Annotated in this window: 17 protein-coding genes; 3 read left to right on the forward strand and 14 right to left on the reverse strand. The window is 64.3% G+C overall.

Features of this window, described 5'->3' with window-relative positions; all coding sequences use genetic code 11:
- The 6 genes from C4K40_RS29760 to C4K40_RS29785 form a co-directional block, all read right to left on the reverse strand.
- Positions 1–1,077, reverse strand: coding sequence for a putative 2-aminoethylphosphonate ABC transporter ATP-binding protein (locus C4K40_RS29760; RefSeq protein ID WP_022641669.1), 1,077 nt, complete (start codon positions 1,075–1,077; stop codon positions 1–3).
- 121 nt (positions 1,078–1,198) lie between these two features.
- Positions 1,199–2,851 (reverse strand): IucA/IucC family protein, encoded by a 1,653-nt coding sequence (locus C4K40_RS29765; protein ID WP_053133877.1) that lies wholly within the window; start codon positions 2,849–2,851, stop codon positions 1,199–1,201.
- A 25-nt stretch (positions 2,852–2,876) separates the two neighbouring features.
- Entirely contained in the window at positions 2,877–3,620 is a 744-nt protein-coding gene (locus tag C4K40_RS29770; protein WP_053133875.1) for a hypothetical protein, read from the reverse strand.
- Between the two features lie 206 nt (positions 3,621–3,826).
- Entirely contained in the window at positions 3,827–4,042 is a 216-nt protein-coding gene (locus C4K40_RS29775; RefSeq protein WP_053133871.1) for a hypothetical protein, read from the reverse strand.
- A 261-nt stretch (positions 4,043–4,303) separates the two neighbouring features.
- Positions 4,304–5,173, reverse strand: a complete 870-nt coding sequence (locus C4K40_RS29780) for a LysR family transcriptional regulator (RefSeq protein WP_053133868.1) — start codon at positions 5,171–5,173, stop codon at positions 4,304–4,306.
- A 107-nt stretch (positions 5,174–5,280) separates the two neighbouring features.
- The gene (locus tag C4K40_RS29785; RefSeq protein WP_053133865.1) at positions 5,281–7,626 is read right to left on the reverse strand and encodes a heavy metal translocating P-type ATPase; all 2,346 of its coding nucleotides are present in this window, start codon (positions 7,624–7,626) and stop codon (positions 5,281–5,283) included.
- Between the two features lie 89 nt (positions 7,627–7,715).
- Here C4K40_RS29785 and cadR point away from each other — a divergent pair, with 89 nt between their 5' ends.
- Positions 7,716–8,165 (forward strand): Cd(II)/Pb(II)-responsive transcriptional regulator, encoded by a 450-nt coding sequence (cadR, locus tag C4K40_RS29790; RefSeq protein WP_053133863.1) that lies wholly within the window; start codon positions 7,716–7,718, stop codon positions 8,163–8,165.
- Between the two features lie 24 nt (positions 8,166–8,189).
- On the opposite strand, the gene C4K40_RS29795 is transcribed toward cadR, so the two are convergent.
- The 4 genes from C4K40_RS29795 to C4K40_RS29810 all read right to left on the reverse strand — a co-directional run bounded on the left by C4K40_RS29795 (position 8,190) and on the right by C4K40_RS29810 (position 11,638).
- Positions 8,190–8,774 (reverse strand): undecaprenyl-diphosphatase, encoded by a 585-nt coding sequence (locus tag C4K40_RS29795; RefSeq protein WP_022641673.1) that lies wholly within the window; start codon positions 8,772–8,774, stop codon positions 8,190–8,192.
- A 171-nt stretch (positions 8,775–8,945) separates the two neighbouring features.
- Entirely contained in the window at positions 8,946–9,917 is a 972-nt protein-coding gene (locus C4K40_RS29800; RefSeq protein WP_022641674.1) for a thymidylate synthase, read from the reverse strand.
- A 48-nt stretch (positions 9,918–9,965) separates the two neighbouring features.
- The gene (gene lgt / locus C4K40_RS29805) at positions 9,966–10,775 is read right to left on the reverse strand and encodes a prolipoprotein diacylglyceryl transferase (protein ID WP_022641675.1); all 810 of its coding nucleotides are present in this window, start codon (positions 10,773–10,775) and stop codon (positions 9,966–9,968) included.
- 80 nt (positions 10,776–10,855) lie between these two features.
- Positions 10,856–11,638 carry a sulfite exporter TauE/SafE family protein gene (locus tag C4K40_RS29810; protein ID WP_022641676.1) on the reverse strand — a complete coding sequence of 261 codons (783 nt, stop codon included), beginning with the start codon at positions 11,636–11,638 and terminating at the stop codon, positions 10,856–10,858.
- A gap of 123 nt (positions 11,639–11,761) precedes the next feature.
- Between C4K40_RS29810 and C4K40_RS29815 the strand changes: the two genes are divergently transcribed.
- The gene (locus tag C4K40_RS29815) at positions 11,762–12,508 is read left to right on the forward strand and encodes an NRDE family protein (protein ID WP_053133860.1); all 747 of its coding nucleotides are present in this window, start codon (positions 11,762–11,764) and stop codon (positions 12,506–12,508) included.
- A 40-nt stretch (positions 12,509–12,548) separates the two neighbouring features.
- On the opposite strand, the gene ptsP is transcribed toward C4K40_RS29815, so the two are convergent.
- Together ptsP and C4K40_RS29825 are read right to left on the reverse strand one after the other, a co-directional pair.
- The gene (gene ptsP, locus C4K40_RS29820; RefSeq protein WP_022641678.1) at positions 12,549–14,828 is read right to left on the reverse strand and encodes a phosphoenolpyruvate--protein phosphotransferase; all 2,280 of its coding nucleotides are present in this window, start codon (positions 14,826–14,828) and stop codon (positions 12,549–12,551) included.
- Between the two features lie 22 nt (positions 14,829–14,850).
- The gene (locus C4K40_RS29825) at positions 14,851–15,330 is read right to left on the reverse strand and encodes an RNA pyrophosphohydrolase (protein ID WP_011064073.1); all 480 of its coding nucleotides are present in this window, start codon (positions 15,328–15,330) and stop codon (positions 14,851–14,853) included.
- A 143-nt stretch (positions 15,331–15,473) separates the two neighbouring features.
- On the opposite strand from C4K40_RS29825, the gene C4K40_RS29830 reads away from it, so the two are divergent.
- A complete protein-coding gene (locus C4K40_RS29830; protein ID WP_022641680.1) occupies positions 15,474–16,130 on the forward strand; it encodes an HAD family phosphatase in 657 nt (218 codons plus the stop codon).
- A 45-nt stretch (positions 16,131–16,175) separates the two neighbouring features.
- On the opposite strand, the gene C4K40_RS29835 is transcribed toward C4K40_RS29830, so the two are convergent.
- Complete coding sequence (locus C4K40_RS29835; protein ID WP_022641681.1) at positions 16,176–16,643, reverse strand: DUF2269 domain-containing protein; 468 nt, start codon at positions 16,641–16,643, stop codon at positions 16,176–16,178.
- Complete coding sequence (locus C4K40_RS29840) at positions 16,640–17,896, reverse strand: SDR family oxidoreductase (protein ID WP_053133857.1); 1,257 nt, start codon at positions 17,894–17,896, stop codon at positions 16,640–16,642. The genes C4K40_RS29835 and C4K40_RS29840 overlap by 4 nt, the downstream gene beginning before the upstream one ends.

The following is a 17,896-nucleotide window of genomic DNA, read 5'->3' on the forward strand; positions in this document are numbered from 1 at the left end:
TCAGGCAAACACCTGCAGGCTGCGCGGTGGCAGGGCCACCCAGATGTCCTGGGCTCCCAGGCGCGGCATGGCCTCCGGTGCCAGCTCCGCCAGCAACGGATGCCCCGGCAACTGGTTGAGTTCGAAACTCATGCGGCAGCGGTTGCCGAGGAAGGTGATCTCGCGGACCTTGGCCGGGAACAGGTTTTCCTCATGCACCGGCGGGTTCACGCTGATGGCCTCCGGACGGCAGAACAGGCGCCCCGAGGCGGCCTTGGCCGAGTCGTCGGCCAGGCGCAGGTTCATCCCGCCCACCTGGGCATGGCTGTCGCTGCTGCGACTGAAGGGCAGCCAGTTGCCCTGGCCGACGAACTCGGCGACAAACGGCGTGGCCGGACGGTCGTAGATTTCCTGGGGCGTGGCGTACTGCTCGACCTTGCCGTTGTTCATCACGGCGATGCGGTCGGCCATCAACATGGCCTCGTCCTGGTTGTGGGTCACCATCAGGGTGGTGATGCCCAAGCGCCGCTGCAGCTGGCGCAGTTCGGTGCACAGGTGCTCGCGCACGCGGGCGTCGAGGGCCGACATCGGCTCGTCCAGCAACAACAGCGACGGCGAAGGGGCCAGGGCCCGAGCCAGGGCCACGCGCTGCTGCTGGCCGCCGGACAACTGGCCGGGGTATTTCTTCTCGCTGCCGGTCAGGCCCACCAGTTCGAGCATCTGCGCCACGCGCTTGCGGGCTTCGTCACGGCCATTGCCGGCCAGGCCATAGGCGATGTTGGCCTCCACCGTGAGGTTGGGGAACAGCGCATAGGACTGGAACAGGATGCCGTAGTCCCGAGCCTGCGGCGCCAGGTTCGAGACGTCACGCTGGCCCAGGTACAACTCGCCCGCATCCTGGCGCTCCAGGCCGGCGATGCAGCGCAACAAGGTGGTCTTGCCGCAGCCCGACGGCCCCAGCAGGCACACCAGCTCACCAGCGGCCACGTCCAGGGATACGTTGTCCAGGGCAGTGAAGGCACCGAAGCGCTTCTGGATGCCGCGCACCTTCATCGGCGCGCCAGGGTTGCTCAGGGCGGTTGCGGGGGAGTTGTTCATGGACGGACCTCATCTGGCAGATGCAGGCCATCCTAGGGAACGAATGCGTAGGTCTTATGGCAATCAGGTAAAAGTTGCCGATAGAGGTATTGGCAGATTTGGGTTGGTGCTCGGCCCCGACTCAGAACCTCATGTTCGAGGATTGCTCCAGGCGCATGCTCAGGGAGTGCTTGGTGGACCCCACCATGGCTCGTAGCCGCTGCAGCTCGCCCTGGCCCGAGGTACTGCGCAATCGGGCAGCCAGTCCTTGCCAGTGCTGTTCCAGGCACGGCTCCAGCTCGGCCAGCGCCATGCCCCGGTGCTTGATCAGCCAATGCATGACCAGATACAGGTGTCCATGCAGCATCGCGTGGACCAGCCGTCCCTGGCCAATCGGGGTATCCGGCATGTGGGCCCAGGTATCGGGCGCCAGCGGTACACGCAGCTCCTGACAGATGGGGCGCACCCGGGCCGGGTCCATGATCGTGTTGTCCAGGTCACGCAGTAACAGCCGCACCGGCTTGCCATCGCGCAGGACGATGTAGCTGTTCTGCATATGCGGTTCGAGGCAGATGCCCCATTGCACGCAAAGCTGCAACGGGCCGGTCATCAGCACCTCGGCGTAGCGCCAAAAGCTATCGAGGCGGTCGCGGTGGCTGTCCAGCTTCAGCAGGGGCGCGGCCTGTCCGGTCGGGTTCCAGAGGTTCAGGGCCGGCACCACCACCTCGCCAGCTCCTGCCAGGCAAGGCCCCCTGACGATGGCGCTCAGATGTTCGCTGACCAAGGCATCGTCCCAGCACAGGGAGGCGACGTCGTATTGGAAGCCGATGCTGGCGATCTCGCTGCGCCGATGGACCTCACGGACGATGCTGGAAACGAAGGGCGCGTTGTAGCTATTGAGGCGGTACAACAAGCGACGTTCCCCGGTCAGGGTGGCATCCAGCGCCAGCTTGACGTCGTACCCTGTCGCCAGCACCCGGCAAGTGCGCTGGGAAGCCAGGGGCACCACCTGCAGTTGGGTCGGCGCGAGGGAGATCAGGTCCCTGCGCAGCAGCTCGCGGACGACCGGAGACAGTCGCAATTGCCAGGGATGGACAGGCAACAGGCCCTCCTGGCCGGCCATATCCGGTCCGCCCCAATGCTGCGCGCAAGACTGCGGGTCCGCATAGTCGCTGGAGTGGAACCTGAAACCGGCGGCATTCACCAGGAACAGCAAGACCGGCTCTGGCGACAGGTTCGAGGCATCTACCACGTCCTGGATGCAGGGGCCGATCCGCAGCGCCGGAAACGGGTAATAGCCATGGCCCCGGCACACCGGTTCGATGGCACACCCGGGTTGCCCGGCACGCCGACCCAGCGCCAGGTTGAGGATCAGATTGCAGAAGCTGTTGCGGTAGTCGTGCGCCAACGCCGGCAAGTGCTTGCCATAGGGCGTTCCTGCAAGCACCTGGCCCAGGGCACGCAAGAAGGGCCCGGACCAGGCCAGCTCGCGGCACTGGCCTGCGTCGTCCAGCATGGGGTTGGTGAACAACTCGAAATACACCTGTGGAGCATCGCCCACCAACTGCATCCGCAACCTTGGCCCCAGCCCCAGGTACAAGCGCAGGCCGCCCTCGCCTGCCGCGTGGGTTATCCGCTCATCGCATAGATGCTCGAGAAACACGTAGTGCAACAGGCGCGCCATGCAGATGAGGTGGGCTTCCCGGTAGATCGCGCGCAGGCCCTGCCTGTCCAGGCCATTGCACAGGCACCAGTGCCTGACCGTCGCCAGGGATACCGTCGCTGGAGGGCGCATGTCCTTCATCCTGAGGTTGAACCGCTCATTCGAAGACCCGCAGCTCAAGTTCATGGCGGGTAATGGCATCGAAGTCATCCATGCGCTCGAGCATCAGCGCCTTGGCCTGTGCCGCCTCGCCCTGGGTGCAGAATCCTTCGATGAGCCGTGCGGTGTAGGCCACATGTCGGGTTTCATCGAGCAGCAGGCGATCGAGGATCCGCGCCAACCGAGGCCTGCTATCCACCGGGCAGAACTGCAGCAGGATCGGCCGCTGCATCAAGTGATGCACGCGAGTGCGGATCTCGGCGATGTTCATCTGGATCAGGTCGTCCAGGGTAATGGGGTGGGCAAAGGCCGAGCCGGGCACCGCCACCGGCGCTTGTTGCCGGGAATAGCCGGGAGACAGCGTCAGCAACTGGGCGTGGAGCTTGCGGTCCACCGCCCCGGGAAAAGCGATGTCCAGCATCTGTACATAGGCCCGTGCATGGTGGGACTCATCGATGGCGTGCTGGCGTATCTGCGCGGCCAGCCCGGCGTCGGGCGTACTGGCCGCAAGGCTCCACAAACGAGTGGCGCCATCCCCTTCACGCTCGGCATTGGTGATCAGGGAGATCGCCAGCCATTGCGGATCGCACGCGGCCTCATGGTAGATATCGGCATAAGTGGTCTCACCGAACAATGGCGGACTTTTCTGGCAGGCATTACAGAGCAGGTCGTCGTAATGAAACAGCTGCGGCACATTCTGTTGGCGCAATGCCTGAAGGGTTGAATGGGCAATGTCGCTCATGACGCACTCTCCTGCGTGGAAGTGAAGCAAGAGCCAGGAGTTGCACGGCGTTGTTACAGGCAACCCGGACCTGGAAAGATCAACCAGCAGCAACTACCGAAGTCTGTGCGATGAACAACCGAAAGAACTGGGGCAGCGAATATCTCCGACATACCCCAGTCACTCCAGCGTACAGAGTTTCAATAGTCATGCTTCGGACATATCGGCTAGTGCGTTCTGAACGGGGCGTTTACCGCCACGAAAGACAAGTTGGCCTGTGGGTGCGTCCTGTTCAGTTCGGCCAGGGATTCAGGATCGATCTCCAGCTTGCCGTTCTTGATCGAGCCGACGATTTTCACCGTATGCCCGTCGTCCGCCAGCTTCTTGAGCGACTCCGACAACCGCCCTGGTTTTTTTGCCGTACCTGTTTCGTCCTTCTTCATGATTCCATCCTCGTTGCGTTCAGTGACCCCCACGCGCAACGTTAGTGCATGGTTCTTATACATCTGGCCCAAGCGGACGGACGGCCAGATATAAAACGCGATTAGTATTCGAGAATTATGAGAATTCACTATTAGCCGAGCTTTACAGTCCATAACGACTAATTAAAAACATGTAAGCCGATGTTCTGGACAAATAAAACTGCGGACTGCTGATGCAACTAACTGCAATAGGATGAATGAACTTTGGATATACCCTGGAGTTCAGGGCAAAACCGGGGCCATTTCCTGGGCCAGGCCGAGGAAGGCTGCCGGCAGGCGGGCATTCTTGCGCTCCTTGAGGCAGTACAGGTATTCGGCGATCTGCGGCGCATGCTCGATGGTCAGCACCTTGAGCTGCGGGTCGTGGGGCACTTCCTGGCGGGCGATGATGCTGATACCGATATTGCGCAGCACCGCCTCGCGGATCGATTCACGACTGCCGATCTCCAGCAGCGGGCCAAACCCGACGTTGGCGCTCTTGAGCAGCTCTTCAGTGAGGCTGCGGGTGGTGGAACCCGGCTCGCGCATCAGCAGGGTATGGCCGGCCAGGGCGCTGAGCGGCACATGTTCCAGGGCCGCCAGGGGGTGATTGCGATGCACCGCCAGCACCAGCGGGTCGCTGCCCAGCACCCGGCGCACCAGGCGCGAGTCCTCCAGCAATTGGGAAGAGGCCGCCACATCGACCCGGTATTCCTCCAGGGCCTCCAGCACCTGCTGGGAGTTGCCGATTTCCACCGCCACCTCCACTTGGGGCAGGTGCTGGCGGAAGGTCTTCACCAGGTCGAGGATGTAGTACGGCGCCGTGGCGGCAATGCGCAACGTACCCTGGACCTGCCCGCTGTTACGCAGGAAGAACTCGATATCGGCCTCCTTCTGCAACAGCTCCTTGACCATCGGCAGCAGGCGCGCGCCCTCGTCGCTCAGGCTCAGGCGCCGGCCACCACGGTAGAACAGCTCCACCGAGTACTGGCTTTCCAGGTTGCGGATCTGGGTGGTCACCGTGGGCTGGCTGAGGCCGAGCTTCTTCGCCGCCTGGGTGATGCTGCCCAGGCGGGCGACCATGTAGAAGGCCTTCAGCTCGGCACTCAGCATGACGGCTTACCGCAGCTGCAAGCTTTCAGCGGCAAGCCGCAAGCTGAAGCCGGTGCGCGTGAGTTCATCACTCTGATTCCCCCTCAGTTGCTTGCAGCTACGGTGTCCTATTTGCGCAACAGGCGCAAACCGTTGAACACCACCAACAGGCTGACCCCCATGTCGGCGAACACGGCCATCCACATGGTGGCCAACCCGGCAAAGGTTACCCCAAGAAAGATCGCCTTGATGACCAGGGCCAGGGCGATATTTTGCTTGAGCACTGCCGAGGTCTGGCGCGACAGGCGGATGAAAGCCGGGATCTTGCGCAGATCGTCGTCCATCAGCGCGACATCCGCAGTCTCGATGGCGGTATCCGTGCCGGCGGCCGCCATGGCGAAGCCGATCTCCGCCCGGGCCAGGGCCGGGGCATCGTTGATGCCGTCGCCCACCATGCCCACCCGGTGCCCCTGGGCATACAGGTCCTCGATGGCTTGCAGCTTGTCGGTGGGCAACAGGTCGCCCCGGGCCTGGTCGATACCCACCTGCGCGGCGATGGCCTTGGCGGTGTGGGGGTTGTCGCCGGTGAGCATCAGGGTCTTGATGCCCAGCTCGTGCAACTGCTGAATCGCCTCGCGACTGGACTCCTTGACCGTATCGGCCACCGCGAACAGCGCCAGCGGCCCTTTGTTGTCCAGCAGCAGGACCACGGTCTTGCCTTGCTTCTCCAGGGCGAAGAGCTTTTCTTCCAAGGCTGGCGAGCACAGGCCCAGCTCCTCCACCAGGCGGTGGTTGCCCAGGTGGTACAACTGGCCGTCGATTTCACCGCGTACGCCACGGCCGGCCAGGGCCGCGAAGTTATCCACAGGGTGCATGGCCAGCTGTTTATCCACAGCCGCCTGGGCGATGGCCAGGGACACCGGGTGATCGGAACGGCCAGCCAGGCTGGCGGCCAGGGCCGGGGCGCTGTCGTTGGCCAGCGGGTCCAGGGGCAGGAAGTCGGTCTGCACCGGCTTGCCATGGGTAATGGTGCCGGTCTTGTCCAGGGCCAGGTAATCCAGCTTGTAGCCACCTTCCAGATAGACCCCGCCCTTGACCAGGATGCCCTTGCGCGCCGCGGCGGCCAGGCCGCTGACGATGCTCACCGGGGTCGAGATCACCAGGGCGCACGGGCAGGCCACCACCAGCAGCACCAGGGCGCGGTAGATCCAATCGAACCACAGGCCGCCCATGAACAGCGGGGGAATCAGCGCCACCGCCAGGGCGAAGGCGAACACCGCCGGGGTATAGATCTTCGAGAAGCTGTCAACGAAGCGCTGGGTCGGCGCCCGTGCTCCCTGGGCCTGTTCCACGGCGTGGATGATCCGCGCCAGGGTCGAGTTGTTGGCCGCAGCGGTGACCCGGTATTCCAGGGCGCCGGCCTGGTTGATGGTGCCGGCGAACACCTTGTCGCCCACGGTCTTTTCCACCGGCAGGCTTTCACCGGTGATCGGTGCCTGGTCGATAGTGGAGCTGCCACTGGTCACCTCGCCGTCCAGGCCGATGCGCTCACCCGGGCGCACCCGCACCAACGCGCCAAGCTCGACGCTTTTCGCCTCCTGTTCGCTCCAGCTACCGTCGGCTTGTTGCACCGTGACCTGCTCCGGAGTCATCTGCATCAGGCCACTGATGGCATTGCGCGCGCGGTCCAGGGAACGAGCCTCGATCAACTCGGCCACGGTGAACAGGAACATCACCATGGCCGCCTCTGGCCACTGGCCGATCAGCACCGCGCCGGTCACGGCGATGCTCATCAGCGCATTGATATTGAGGTTGCGGTTCTTCAGGGCGATCCAGCCCTTCTTGTAGGTGCCCAACCCGCCGCTGAGGATCGAGACCAGGGCCACCAGCGCCACCAGCCAATCCGGCCCGGTGCTGGTGAAGTGAATGACTTCGGCGGCCAGCGCCCCGACGCCGGACAGCGCCAGGGGCCACCAGGGTTTCTTCACCGGCTGCGCACTGGCAGGCTGGCTATCGCTCCCTGCCTCAAGGGGTTCGGCATGCATGCCGAGGGACTTGATGGCCTCGACGATCGGCGCAGTGTTCGGCAGGTCGTGGGTCACGCCCAGTACCCGGTTGATCAGGTTGAACTCCAAAGCCTGGATCCCGGCCAGCTTGCCCAGCTTGTTCTGGATCAGGGTCTGTTCGGTGGGGCAATCCATGGCCTCGATGCGAAAGCTGCTCGAACGCGCACCGGCGCCCGACGCCTCGCCCAGGACCACCCGGGATGGTGCGACAGCCGCAGAACCACAGCAGGAACCGCCATGGCTGGCATGCTCGTGGGGCTTGAGCGGTTGCAGCTTGCCCACGGCGGCAGGGGCATGGCTGTGATCGTGATCGTGATCGTGATCGTGATCGTGATCGTGATCGTGATCGTGGCCAGCATGGGCTTGCTGGGCTTCGGGCTTGCGTGGGTTATGGAGAGAATCGCTCATCGGGTCGCTTCCATATGAAAAGGTGCTTGTTGCCAAGTGAACACCCTGTAGCCACTATAGGGTCAAGCACCCAATGGGAGACGACGGCGATGAAGATTGGCGAATTGGCGAAACTCACCGACTGCCAGGTCGAGACCATCCGTTACTACGAGCGCGAGGGCCTGCTACCGGAACCGGCCCGCAGTGAGGGCAACTACCGCCTCTACACCCAGGCCCATGGCGAGCGGCTGACCTTCATCCGCAACTGCCGCAGCCTGGACATGACCCTCGAGGAGATCCGCAGCCTGCTGAACCTGCGGGACAGCCCCCAGGACCAGTGCGCCAGCGTCAACGCCCTGATCGATGAGCACATCCACCACGTCAAGGCGCGGATCGATGGCCTGCTGGCCCTGCAGGAACAACTGGTGGACCTGCGCCAGCGCTGCGGCGAGGAGCCGGACCTTGAGCCTTGCGGCATCCTCCAGCGCCTGGAGGTCAGTGGCTCGGTGGTTCCCAGCGAAACCGAGCCATCCCACGTTGGCCGCAGCCACGGTCATTGAGCCTGCCCGCCAGGCGCGCGGCTCTCAGGAGCCGTGGCGCCGCGGCAACAAGCGCAGGTAGATCCCTTCCAGCAGCGCCAGCAGGCGCTGGTCCAAATGCCGCCACACGCTGTACCGGCGCACCAGCCAGGCACTCCCCAGCCCCACCAGGCAACCACCGAGGATATCCAGCGGGAAGTGCACTCCGAGGTAGATCCTCGCCCAGCCCACCAGCACCGCCAGGGCCAGCATCACCAGGCCGGTCTTGCGCAGGGACGCCAGCAGCAGCGCGAAGCCCATGGCGAACATGCCGCTGGCGTGATCGCTGGGGAAGGACGCGCCGGGGGCATGGGCCAGGAAGTTCTGCCCCAGCTCCAGCATGAACGGCCGCGGGTGGAACCACAGGCCGCGGATCACCAGGTTGCTGGCCAAGGCCAGAACAATGCTCAGGGTCGCCAGCAGGACGATCATCCGTTGGCGCCGGTCGCCGAAAACCCAGAACAGCAACAGCAGCAATGGCACGGCCAGGACCAGCCATTGCGCCATGAACAGCGCCAGGTCGCGCATGGGCAGCGATGCTTCGGCACTGGCATTGATGACCAGGAACAGGCTGCGGTTGAGTTCTTCCATTCGGTGGCTCGCGTTCAGAAGGCAAAGAGAGCGCCGGTTCCAGGAGCATAGTCGCCCACCAGGCACGGCGATGCCCGGAGCAAATTCCGGGCAGGCTCGATGAAGACAACAGGGAAAAGCGACAGGGCCGGGCGATATCCAGCCCACGGCCCCAGGTGACGCGGGGGACGATCAGACCGCCATGGGCGCGGTCATCGGCGCATGGTGCTCATAGCCTTCCAGGGAGAAGTCGCTCGGCTCGATCAGTTCCAGCCACTCCGGCTGGTACACGCCAGTCTTGGCGAACTCCGGTACCCGGTCGGAGATCACCAGCTTGGGCATCGGGAACGGCTCGCGCTTGAGCTGTTCGTTGAGCATGTCCAGGTGGTTCTCGTAGACGTGGGCATCACCGATGAAATAGGTGAACCAACGTGGGGTGTAGCCGGTCAGGCGGCCGATCAGGCTCAGCAGCGCCGCGCCCTCGGTGAGGTTGAACGGCGTACCCAGGCCCAGGTCGTTGGAGCGGATGTAGAGGGTCAGGGAAATTTCCCGGGTCTCGACATTCGGATGGAACTGGTACAGCAGGTGGCATGGCGGCAGGGCCATTTCATCCAGTTGCGCGCAGTTCCAGCCATGGAACAAGATCCGCCGGCTGCCCGGGTCGTTGATGATGGTGTCGACGCACTGGCGCACCTGGTCGATGGCCTTGTACAGCACCACGTAGGCCTCGCCCTCTTCCTCTCCCGCGGCGATCTGCCGGTAGCCCTGGCTCAACGCCAACTCGATGGCAGCCTGGTTGGCGACCTTGATCTGCTTGTAGGCCGGCCATTTGCGCCACTGCACGCCGTAGATCTCGCCGAGGTCGTCCTCGCCCTGGCGGAACGGGTTGGCCAGCCACTGGGCGTTTTCGTTGGCGTTCTGGTCCCAGACCTTGCAGCCCAGGGCACGGAACTCGGCGGCGTTGTTCACACCGCGCAGGAAGCCGACCATTTCGCCGATGGCCGACTTGAACGCCATCTTGCGCGTGGTGATGGCCGGGAAGCCTTCCTTGAGGTCGTAACGCAGCATCGCCCCGGGGAAGCTGATGGTGTTCACACCCGTGCGGTTGGCCTGCTTGGTGCCGTTGTTGATGACGTGGGCCACCAGATCAAGATATTGCTTCATGAGTTACCTGCATCCTTGAACCCGGGACCTGCGTCCCGGGATTCGAATTTATTGCGCGGCGCTCTTGGCCGGAGCGCGATGATAAGCCAGCCAGATCAGTCCGAGGCCACCGAGGATCATCGGCACGCACAGAATCTGACCCATGGTCAGCCAGTTCCATGCCAGGTAGCCCAGCTGGGCATCCGGCACCCGCACGAATTCGACGATGAACCGGAAGATCCCATAGAACAGCGCGAACATCCCGGAGACCGCCATGGTCGGGCGCGGCTTGCGCGAGAACAACCAGAGGATCAGGAACAGCGCCACGCCTTCCAGGGCGAACTGGTACAGCTGCGACGGATGGCGCGGCAACTGGGCCGGGTCGCTGAAGGGCGGGAACACCATGGCCCAGGGCAGGTCGGTGGCCTTGCCCCACAGCTCGGCGTTGATGAAGTTGCCGATGCGCCCAGCGCCCAGGCCGATCGGCACCATGGGTGCGACGAAGTCCATCAGTTCGAAGAAGGTCTTGTTGTTGCGCTTGCCGAACCACCAGGCCGCCAGCATCACCCCGATGAAACCGCCGTGGAACGACATGCCGCCCTTCCATACTTCGAAGATCAGGGTCGGGTTGGCCAAGTAGGCACTCAGGTCGTAGAACAGCACGTAGCCCAGGCGCCCGCCGACGATCACGCCCATGGACAGCCAGAACACCAGGTCCGAGAGCTTTTCCTTGGTCCAGGTCGGATCGAAGCGGTTCAGCCGGCGCGATGCCAGCAACCAGGCACCGCCGATGCCGATCAGGTACATCAGGCCGTACCAGTGGATTTTCAGCGGACCGATGGCCACGGCCACCGGATCAATCTGCGGGTAAGGCAGCATTACGACTCCTCGTAAGGGTTGGGACTTCGGTTCCCGGGCGAAACTGTCACGCCAGGATTAAGCCAGGATTGCGTCACGACTCAGAACAGGAAGCTGACCCCGACGCAAAACAGCAGCGCGGCGAACATCCGCTTCAACAGTCGCGGTGACAATTTGTGGGCCAGGCGCGCGCCGATACGGGCGAACACCATGCTGGTCAGGGCGATGCCCAGCAACGCAGGCAGGTAGACGAAACCCAGACTATGAGCCGGCAACAGGGGATCATGCCAGCCCAGAATCATGAAACTTAATGCACTGGCCAGGGCGATGGGCAAACCGCAGGCCGAGGACGTGGCCACCGCCTGCTGCATCGGCACGCTGCGCCAAGTGAGAAACGGCACCGTCAGCGAGCCGCCACCGATGCCGAAGATCGCCGAGGCCCAGCCGATCACGCCACCGGCGGCGGTCAGGCCGAACTTGCCGGGAACCTCGCGACTGGCCTTGGGCTTGAGCTCCAGGGCCATTTGCATGGCGATCACCAGGGCGAACACACCGATGATCTTCTGCAGGTGCGGGCCGGAAATCGCTTCCGCCGTCAGCGCCCCGAAACCGGCGCCCATGAGGATGCCCAGGGTCATCCAGGCGAATATCGGCCAGCGCACAGCGCCCCGGCGATGGTGTTCGCGGACCGAGTTGATGGAGGTGAAGATGATGCTGGCCAGGGAGGTGCCCACCGCCAGGTGGGTCAGCACCGAGGCATCGAAACCTTGCAGGGTGAAGCTGAACACCAGCACCGGAACGATGATGATTCCGCCGCCGACGCCGAACAGCCCGGCCAGCACGCCCGCACAGGCGCCCAAGAGCAGATAGAGCAGAAATTCCATGGGAGCATCCAAAAATGAGTCCGGCATGGTAACGGATGCACGGCCCGGGACTCCACCAGCTGACGATGGATACCCGCCGGTTCTGTGCGTAAAGTGGGCAGAAACACACAGGGGGCCACCTTCATGTGCTTGATTGTCTTTGCCTGGCGGCCGGGTCATGCCCAGCCACTGATCGTCGCGGCCAACCGCGACGAGTTCTATGCCCGGCCCAGCCTGCCCCTGGCGCAATGGCCGGAATTACCGCAGATCCACGCCGGGCGCGATCTTGAAGCCGGCGGCACCTGGCTCGGGGTCGGCGCCGACGGGCGCTTCGCCGCCCTGACCAATATCCGCAACCCGCACCAGCCTCCAGCACGTCGCTCCCGCGGGGAACTGGTGGCGCGCTTCCTGGCCGGCACCATCGACCTGGACGAATACCTGCGCGACGTAGTGGGCCGCTCCCTGGAGTACGCTGGTTTCAACCTGTTGCTGGGCACCGCAGAGCAGCTCTGGCACTACAACGCCCAGGATGCGGAGCCGCGCCAGTTGGAGGCCGGTGTCTATGGCCTGTCCAACGCTGGCCTCGACACCCCCTGGCCCAAGCTGCTCAAGGCCAAGGCGGCGCTCCGGGAAGTCCTGCACGACCCGCAGCCCCAAGCGCTGCTGGCGTTACTGGGCGATCCGCAGACCGCGCCTTTCGCTGACTTGCCGGACACCGGCGTGGGCCTGGCCACCGAGAGCCTGCTGTCGAGCGTCTTCATTGCCAGCCCCAGCTACGGTACCCGCGCCAGCACCGCGCTGATCGTCCACGCCGACGGTTCCCGGCATCTGGTCGAGCGCAGTTTCGGCCCCTATGGCGGGCACCTGGGAGAGATAGAACTGAAGATTTGAGGCGCGGCCGGCGACCGGTCCCGAGGGACCGGCGCGCCCACTAGAGGGTCTTGTTCGACGCGGGGTTGATCATGCGCGCCAGGCCGAGCTTCTTCAGCGCCAGCTGCAGCGAACTGTGGATAACTTGCGGGTTGTCGATGGTCATCATCTCATCCAGCAGTTCCCTGGCCTTGGTCATGCTGATCTGGCGCAGCATCCACTTCACCTTCGGCAGGTTGGTGGCGTTCATCGACAGGCTGTCGAAACCCATGGCCATCAGCAGCACCGCAGCGGCCGGGTCGCCGGCCATTTCGCCACAGATGCTCACCGGCTTGCCTTCGGCGTGGGCATCGCGGACCACGGTCTGCAACGCCTGCAATACCGCCGGGTGCAGGTAGTCGTAGAGGTCGGCCACCCGCGGGTTGTTGCGGTCCACCGCCAGCAGGTACTGGGTCAGGTCGTTGGAGCCCACCGACAGGAAGTCCACCTGGCGCGCCAGCTCCTTGGTCTGGTAGACCGCCGCGGGAATTTCGATCATCACTCCCACCGGCGGCATCGGCACGTCAGTACCTTCGTCGCGCACCTCGCCCCAGGCCCGGTGGATCAGGTGCAAGGCTTCTTCCAGCTCGTGGATGCCGGAGATCATCGGCAGCAGGATGCGCAGGTTGTTCAGGCCCTCGCTGGCCTTGAGCATGGCCCGGGCCTGCACCAGGAAGATCTCCGGATGGTCGAGGGTCACGCGGATGCCGCGCCAACCCAGGAACGGGTTGTCTTCCTTGATCGGGAAATAGGACAGCGATTTATCGCCGCCGATGTCCAGGCTACGCATGGTCACCGGTTGCGGATGGAAGGACGCCAGCTGCTCGCGATAGATCGCCAGCTGTTCCTTTTCGCTGGGGAAGCGCTGGTTGATCATGAACGGCACTTCGGTGCGGTACAGACCCACGCCCTCGGCGCCACGCTTCTGCGCCCGGGCCACGTCGGCCAGCAGGCCGGTGTTGACCCACAACGGCATGCGGTGGCCATCAGGGGTCACGCATGGCTGGTCGCGCAGCGCATCCAGGCCCTGGGCCAGCTGCCGCTCCTCTTCCACCACATCGGCGAACTGCTTGCGCAGCACATCGCTGGGGTTGGTGTAGACCTCGCCATGGTAGCCGTCGACGATCATCTGGATGCCGTCGACCTTGGAATAAGGCAGGTCGACCAGGCCCATCACCGTCGGGATGCCCATGGCCCGGGCCAGGATCGCCACGTGGGAGTTGCCCGACCCCAGCACCGAGACCAGGCCCACCAGCTTGCCCTCGGGTACTTCGCCGAGCATGGCCGGGGTCAGCTCTTCGCTGACCAGGATGGTGTTGTCGGGGTAGACCAGGGTCTGCTGGCGCTCCTCCTGGAGGTAGGCCAGGAGCCGCCGGCCCAGGTCCTTGACGTCCGATGCGCGCTCACGCAGGTAGGCGTCGTCCATCAGTTCGAAGCGGTTGACGTGATCGCTGACCACCTGGCGCAGCGCGCCCTGGGCCCATTGCCCGGTGCGGATCACCGCCTTGACCTCGCTGCCCAGCGAAGCGTCGTCGAGCATCATCAGGTAGACGTCGAACAGCGCCCGCTCTTCGGGGCGCAGCTGGGTAGCGAGTTTTTCCGACAGCGCCCGCATGTCGGCGCGCACCCCTTCCAGGGCGCTCTTGAACAGCGTCAGCTCGGCGTCGATATCGGTGATGTGCTTGTCCGGCACCACGTCCAGGTCGGCCGGCGGCAACATCACCACCGCACTGCCCACCGCGGCCCCGGGGGAACCCGGCACACCGACGAACTTGGCCTCCTGAATGCCCTTGCCCTGGCGTCCCAGGCCACGGATCGAGCCGGTGGCCTCGGCATGGGCGATAACCCCGGCCAGCTGGGCGCTCATGGTCACCAGGAAGGCTTCTTCGCCCTCGTCGAACTGGCGGCGCTCCTTCTGTTGGATGACCAGGACCCCGACCACCCGCCGGTGGTGGATGATCGGCGCCCCGAGGAAGGAAGCGTAGCGCTCCTCGCCAGTCTCGGCGAAGTAGCGATAGCGGGGGTGATCGGCGGCGTTTTCCAGGTTGAGGGGTTCTTCCCGGGTGCCTACCAGGCCCACCAGGCCTTCGTTGGGAGCCATGCTGACCTTGCCGATGGAACGCTTGTTCAGGCCTTCGGTGGCCATCAGCACGAAACGGTTGGTTTCCGGGTCCAGCAGGTAGACCGAGCAGACCTGGCTGCCCATGGCCTCTTTGACGCGCAAGACAATGATCCCCAACGCCGTCTTGAGATCCTTGGCGGAGTTAACTTCCTGGACGATCTTGCGCAGCGTATTGAGCATGGCTCGGGGTCGAACTCCGTCGTCAGTCGCGCACTAGAAGGCGCGGGGCAAGCTCTTTGAGAGCGCGGCGATACACTTCGCGCTTGAATGTCACCACCTGGCCCAACGGGTACCAATAACTGACCCAACGCCAGCCATCGAATTCCGGTTTACCGGTCAAATCCATCCGCACCCGCTGCTCGTTGGAGATCAGGCGCAAGAGAAACCACTTCTGCTTTTGGCCGATGCACAGCGGTTGGCTGTGGGTCCTTACCAGGCGCTGCGGCAAACGATAGCGCAACCAGCCACGGGTGCAGGCGAGAATTTGCACATCTTCGCGCTCCAGGCCCACTTCTTCGTTCAACTCGCGATAAAGAGCGTCTTCCGGCGTCTCGTCGGGGTTGATGCCGCCTTGGGGAAACTGCCAGGCATCTTGATTGATACGGCGAGCCCATAGCACCTGGCCGGCATCATTCGTCAGAATGATCCCGACATTGGGGCGAAAACCATCGGGGTCGATCACGGCTACAACCTCGCAAACGCATGTCGCCGCATTGTTCCATAAAGCTTGGGAATGCAGCAACGAGGCTGCCAAGCTTATGTGCACTCTTGTGAAAAGACCGTATTCTGGGGACCTTTTCCAAGACTTTTCAGTGAGTAACCGCAATGCGTCTGGCTTTATTCGACTTGGACAACACCCTCCTGGGCGGCGACAGCGATCACGCCTGGGGCGACTATCTGTGCGAAAAGGGCCACCTCGATCCGGTGGCCTACAAGACCCGCAACGACGAGTTCTACCAGGACTACCTGGCCGGCAAGCTCGACAACGCCGCCTACCTGAACTTCTGCCTGGAAATCCTCGGCCGCACCGAAATGGACGTGCTCGCCCAATGGCATCGCGACTACATGCGCGACTGCATCGAGCCGATCCTGCTGCCCAAGGCCCTGGCCCTGCTGGCCCGGCACCGCGAGGCCGGCGACAAGCTGGTGATCATCACCGCCACCAACCGCTTCGTCACCGCCCCGATCGCCGAGCGCCTGGGCGTGGAAACCCTGATCGCCACCGAGTGCGAGATGCAGGACGGTCGCTACACCGGCCGCAGCACCGACGTCCCGTGCTTTCGCGAGGGCAAGGTGACCCGCCTGCAGCGCTGGCTGGAGGAAACCGGTCACGACCTGCAAGACAGCTATTTCTACAGCGACTCGATGAACGACCTGCCGCTGCTGGAACAGGTGACCACCCCGGTGGCCGTCGACCCTGACCCCAACCTGCGCGCCGAAGCCCAGCAACGCGGCTGGCAGGTGATCAGCCTGCGCGACTGAAGCGGCGCCCCGGGCCGCACTGCGGTCCGGGGCCTCTCATGGGGTTCAGGCCGGCTTGGCCACCATCAGGTAGAAGATCGCCATGAAGGCCAGGAAAGCCGGCCAGCCCAGGGCGAACCACCAGCGCATATAGAGGGTGGCGCGCATCGGCATCGGCGTCCCATCGCGCAAGGCTTGTTCAGCCATCTTGTGTACCCGGATCTGCAGCCAGACCACCGGCAGCCAGCACACCCCCGCCAGTACATAGAGCCCCAGGCTCCACATCAGCCAGGACTGCTGGATCGACCACCCCGCCAAGTGGATCAAACCCAGCCCGCTCAGCGGCTGGAACACCGCGGTGGTCGCGGTGAAGGCCCAGTCGGCGAACACCAGGTGCTTGAAGGTCACGGCGATCACCTGCACCTGGCCACTGCGCCAGGCCCGCAAGGCGTAGTAGGCCGACCCGGCACCTAGGCCGAAGAGCACGGTGGAAGACAGGATATGCAGGGTTTTCAGCAGCAGGTAAGCGCTCATCGACGAGGTTCGGTCCACAACAGCCAAAGGGTCGCCACCATCAGCACCAGGTTCTTGGCGACGGCGGCATAAGGGTCAAACCAGAAATGCGGCAGGATCAGGCTGATGATCAGCGTGTAGCCGAGCATCAGCAGCAACTGCGCCTGCATGGCCCGTCGGCGCCAGCGGCGCAGCAGCAGGCCGACGCCCAGCACCGCGTCGCAGAGCGAACCGCCGATCACCGCCAGCACCGCCCAGGCGCCCTGCACCCCGGCCTCGGCCATGATCCGCAGGCCCCAGTCGTAGCCGGGGCCGATGCACACCACCGCCGTGCCCAGCCAGATCAACACCATCACCGCCAACAACAACGGCCGCAGCACCCACTGGGTGGTCTGTCCGGCCTGGGGCCAATCCTGCAAGCGCGTCGCCAACGGCGCGGCGTGATAACCACAGACCGATGCCAGCACCTCGGGGTCCGCCAGGTTGTCCTGCCGCGCCATGCTCAAGCTTTGCCGACTCAAGGCCCGCCAACCCAGGCGCTCGCCCAGCAGCGCGGCCACGCTCAGGAGCGCTCCCGGCAGTTGCAGGTAACGGGCTGGCGCCCAGCCCTGGGCTGCCCGCAGGCGATCGAGCAATTGCCCCATGGTCATCCGCTCCGGGCCGACCAGCGGCAAGACCATGGACTCTTGCGGCCAGTGCCGCAGCAGCGCCAGCACCGCGGCGCTCAAGTCATCCACATGCAGGGGTTGCATCCGCGCCTGGGAGGACAGCAGCGGAATCAGCGGCCAGGGCGACAAGCGCGCCAGCCAGCCACTGCTGGCGCCCCCGGCACCGAGCACCAATGACGGGCGCAGCACTACTGCCGGAATATTAAGGCCCAGCAGATAATCGTCCGCCATGGCCTTGCTCGCCAGGAACGGCACCCTGGGCTGGGTGCCGGCGCCCAACGCGGAAATCTGTAGCACCCGGGCGCCGCGGGCCGCAGCCAGGTCGAACAGCGCCCGCGTGCCCAGGTCCTGGGTCAGGCTCAGGGCCTGGGGATCATTGCTCAGCAACCCGGCGGCATTGATCAGCAGGTCGGTATCAGCCGGCAGCTCGAACGAACCGGGCTCACGACCGAGGCGATCCAGATCCAGTTGCAGCCACTGCACCCCGGGCAAACCCCGAGGTTGTGGCTGGCGACTGGTAGCGATCAATTGATGACCGGCGGCGTGCAACGCTGCCAGCAGATGACGGCCGACGAACCCCGTGGCCCCCACCAGAACGACCTTCAT

It is taken from the genome of Pseudomonas sp. CMR5c (genome assembly GCF_003850545.1).
Taxonomy (GTDB): domain Bacteria; phylum Pseudomonadota; class Gammaproteobacteria; order Pseudomonadales; family Pseudomonadaceae; genus Aquipseudomonas; species Aquipseudomonas piscis.

What these genes read in the sequence shown, in the direction of transcription:
- C4K40_RS29760 (WP_022641669.1), bottom strand. Translation starts at nt 1,077, where the DNA reads ATGAACAACTCCCCCGCAACCGCCCTGAGCAACCCTGGCGCGCCGATG.
- C4K40_RS29765 (WP_053133877.1), bottom strand. Translation starts at nt 2,851, where the DNA reads ATGCGCCCTCCAGCGACGGTATCCCTGGCGACGGTCAGGCACTGGTGC.
- C4K40_RS29770 (WP_053133875.1), bottom strand. Translation starts at nt 3,620, where the DNA reads ATGAGCGACATTGCCCATTCAACCCTTCAGGCATTGCGCCAACAGAAT.
- C4K40_RS29775 (WP_053133871.1), bottom strand. Translation starts at nt 4,042, where the DNA reads ATGAAGAAGGACGAAACAGGTACGGCAAAAAAACCAGGGCGGTTGTCG.
- C4K40_RS29780 (WP_053133868.1), bottom strand. Translation starts at nt 5,173, where the DNA reads ATGCTGAGTGCCGAGCTGAAGGCCTTCTACATGGTCGCCCGCCTGGGC.
- C4K40_RS29785 (WP_053133865.1), bottom strand. Translation starts at nt 7,626, where the DNA reads ATGAGCGATTCTCTCCATAACCCACGCAAGCCCGAAGCCCAGCAAGCC.
- cadR (WP_053133863.1), top strand. Translation starts at nt 7,716, where the DNA reads ATGAAGATTGGCGAATTGGCGAAACTCACCGACTGCCAGGTCGAGACC.
- C4K40_RS29795 (WP_022641673.1), bottom strand. Translation starts at nt 8,774, where the DNA reads ATGGAAGAACTCAACCGCAGCCTGTTCCTGGTCATCAATGCCAGTGCC.
- C4K40_RS29800 (WP_022641674.1), bottom strand. Translation starts at nt 9,917, where the DNA reads ATGAAGCAATATCTTGATCTGGTGGCCCACGTCATCAACAACGGCACC.
- lgt (WP_022641675.1), bottom strand. Translation starts at nt 10,775, where the DNA reads ATGCTGCCTTACCCGCAGATTGATCCGGTGGCCGTGGCCATCGGTCCG.
- C4K40_RS29810 (WP_022641676.1), bottom strand. Translation starts at nt 11,638, where the DNA reads ATGGAATTTCTGCTCTATCTGCTCTTGGGCGCCTGTGCGGGCGTGCTG.
- C4K40_RS29815 (WP_053133860.1), top strand. Translation starts at nt 11,762, where the DNA reads ATGTGCTTGATTGTCTTTGCCTGGCGGCCGGGTCATGCCCAGCCACTG.
- ptsP (WP_022641678.1), bottom strand. Translation starts at nt 14,828, where the DNA reads ATGCTCAATACGCTGCGCAAGATCGTCCAGGAAGTTAACTCCGCCAAG.
- C4K40_RS29830 (WP_022641680.1), top strand. Translation starts at nt 15,474, where the DNA reads ATGCGTCTGGCTTTATTCGACTTGGACAACACCCTCCTGGGCGGCGAC.
- C4K40_RS29835 (WP_022641681.1), bottom strand. Translation starts at nt 16,643, where the DNA reads ATGAGCGCTTACCTGCTGCTGAAAACCCTGCATATCCTGTCTTCCACC.
- C4K40_RS29840 (WP_053133857.1), bottom strand. Translation starts at nt 17,896, where the DNA reads ATGAAGGTCGTTCTGGTGGGGGCCACGGGGTTCGTCGGCCGTCATCTG.